Here is a 2,754-nt window from a genome sequence, read left to right as displayed (position 1 = left end):
GCCGCGTACGATGATCCCTGCGCCTCTGCCCCTCTGCGACTCTGCGTGAAAAGAGGCATCCATCACTGTGCCCTTCGTGTCCGCTGTGACCTCTGTGTGATGATGAGGAAGATCACAGCTTCGGAATGTTTGGATTGTTGTTCCGCTCCACGTCCGGCAGCGGGAAGCAGCGCTGGTCGCCATACGTGCCGCCGTTCGGGAACGGCGTGCCCGCCGCGGGATACAGCGGCAGCTCGTAGCGGTTCGCGTCGGCGAAGCGGTGCCCTTCCAGGAACAGCTCGTGCGCGCGCTCCTGGATGACGTGCTGCATCACTTCGTCGGCGGTGAGCCCGGTGACGTCGTACTCCGGCAGACCGGCCGCCGCGTGCAGCTCGTTGATGATGTCTTCGGCGCCCTGCAGGTCGCCGGTGGAGACCAGGTGCTCCGCAACGATCAGCCGCGCCTCGGCCGTGCGGGCGATCGGGACGGGTGACGAGCGCGTCGGATACTTGGCCTGCGCCAGGATGATGGTGTTGCCGTTGGAGCCGGTGCGACCGGTGTTGATCACCGTCACGCGCGGATCCGGCGCGCCCATGTCCGTCGCGTTCTCCCAGATGTCCTCGATCGAGGAGTAGGCGTTGCCCGCGACGTCCAGGTGGACCCAGACCATGTTGTGCACGCGCGTGGAGCCGTCGCCTGCCACCGCATCCACGACGAAGCCGTCCGGGATCGTCGCCGCGTCGGCAGCGGCACCGGCGAGGTTGCCGAGCTCGAGCCGGGTTCGGGCGCGGCCCAGCGTCGCGAAGTGCAGCATGGTCTCGTCACCCGCCGCGTTGGCCGCCGTGATCGCCCGGTCGAAGCGGGACTCCGCCTCGGCCAGCAGCTGATCAGGCGTCATCTCCGGCCCGATGTTGATGGCCGCACTGCACATTGCTTCGCCCAGCAGCAGCAGGCTGTAGCCGGCATACGCGGCCGCCTGCGCGATCAGCCCCTGGCGGTCCTCCACCTGCTCGTCCGTCCACTCCTCGAGCCGCGCGAGGATCGTGTCCGCGGACGTGCGCGCGACCGAGAGCGGGGTGTAGATGCCCATGAACTGCGCGCTGGTGCAGCCGGTCGTGCCGTACGAGCCGTTGGTCGGGTGGTTGCGCGCGTCGAACATGTAGTTGGTCGAGTGCAGCCACGCGTTCGCGAGCTCGTCGCTCATGAGGCCGCCACCCACCACATAGCGCTGGTAGGCGCACTCGAAGTCGCCGATCGCGCCGTTCACGAGCAGTGCGGCGTTCTCGGGCACGTATGCGTCGCGCACCAGGATCTGCCCGGGATTGCTCTGCTCGAGATCCGTGATCTCGCTGCACGCGGCAGTCATCGTCGCGAGCAGCGGGAGCGCCAGCAGGCCGCGGCAGCGGCGTGCGAGTCGCAAAACGTTCATGGAGTCTCCCCCTCGAGGATGCGTGCGCATGATCAGAACGAGAAGCTGAGGCTGGCGACGAACTGCGTGAGCTGCGGCAGCACCGCCTGGTCCGATCCGGCGGCGCCCGGGATGCGGCTCTCCGGGTCCAGCCCGCGGTAATCCGTCCACGTCGCCAGGTTGCGGCCGGCCACCGTGAGCGACGCCGTCGACAGGCCGACGCGCCCGAGCCACTGCTCCGGGATGCGATAGGTCGCGGAGATCTCGCGCAGCTTGGCGAACGACGCTTCCTGGATGAATGCGCCATCGACCGCATTCGTCAGCGCCACGGCCGAGATGCCGGCGAGGTACTCGGTGGAGAAGTTCTCCGGCCGGTAGATCGCCTCGCAGACCGGAACGACCGCGCCGCACCGGCCCCACTCGCCCACGTTGTAGCGCATGTGCCCGTCCTGGAAGTCGACCAGGCCGTGCAGTGTCAGGCGGTTCGAGATCGTGATGTTCGTGAAGACGGCCGCGGTGAGCGTCGGGATCGACGGGCCCAGGTAGACCTGTGGCGCCTGCGCGCACGGGACCGGCGCGCCGCCAGGGCCGCCGTCACACAGGATGTTGCTGACCGCGTGCGTTGCCGGGTCGCGGTCAGCACTCACTACGCGGCGCGACCAGAAGCCGCCGATCGGGTAGCCCACCACGTGCCGCTGCGAGCCGATGCTGATGAACGGGATGTCGCCGAGATCCTCGACCTCGTCGTTGTTCGTTGCGACGTTGCCGCCGATCTCGATCGCCAGGTTGTCACGCGTCAGTGCCTGCAGCACGGCCGCCAGCTCGATGCCGTGGTTGCTGACCTCGCCCACGTTCACGAACTGGTCGCCTGGGAAGCCGCCCGAAGGTGCAGTCTCGCGCTCCAGGATCGCGTCCCTGGTCCGCTTGCTGAAGTATGTGAAGTCGAGCGACAGCCGGTCGAACAGAGCGGTCTCGAAGCCCAGCTCGATCTCGGTGCCGCGCTCCGGCTTGAGGTCCGCATTGCCGAACGACTCCGGCGTGACACCGCTCGTGCCGTTGCCGCGCGCCGCGGACGTGAGCGTGCGCAGCGCGGCAAACGCGTCCGGCTGCTGCCCCGACTGGCCGTACGCCGCACGCAGCTTGAGCGCGTCCACGAAGCCGACGTTCCAGAACGGCTCCTCGCTCAGCACCCACGACGCACTCACCTTCGGGTACACCACGAAGTCGAAGTCCTCGCCGAACGCGCTGTTGTTGTCCACGCGCACGGCACCGGTCAGGAACAGCCGGTCGTTCCAGCCGAACTGCTGCTGGCCGTACACGCCCAGCGTCGTGTTCACCAGCACCGTCTGCGTCGGGTCGAGCTTGAT

At 68.0% G+C, this 2,754-nt stretch carries 2 protein-coding genes; both read right to left on the bottom strand.

Translation table 11 applies throughout. The features are described from left to right. Positions 1 to 112: 112 nt before the first annotated feature. Positions 113 to 1,408: a RagB/SusD family nutrient uptake outer membrane protein gene (locus VFU06_08660; protein HEU5209468.1), complete on the bottom strand. Its 1,296-nt coding sequence runs from the start codon at positions 1,406 to 1,408 to the stop codon at positions 113 to 115. Between the two features lie 32 nt (positions 1,409 to 1,440). Continuing rightward, the coding region (locus VFU06_08655; GenBank protein HEU5209467.1) for a TonB-dependent receptor at positions 1,441 to 2,754 on the bottom strand (1,314 nt) is incomplete at its 5' end.

The organism is Longimicrobiales bacterium (assembly GCA_035764935.1).
Classification (GTDB): Bacteria; Gemmatimonadota; Gemmatimonadetes; order Longimicrobiales; family RSA9; genus DASTYK01.
The sequence above is the reverse complement of the archived record's forward strand: the minus strand, read 5'-3'. Positions and strand labels throughout refer to the sequence as shown.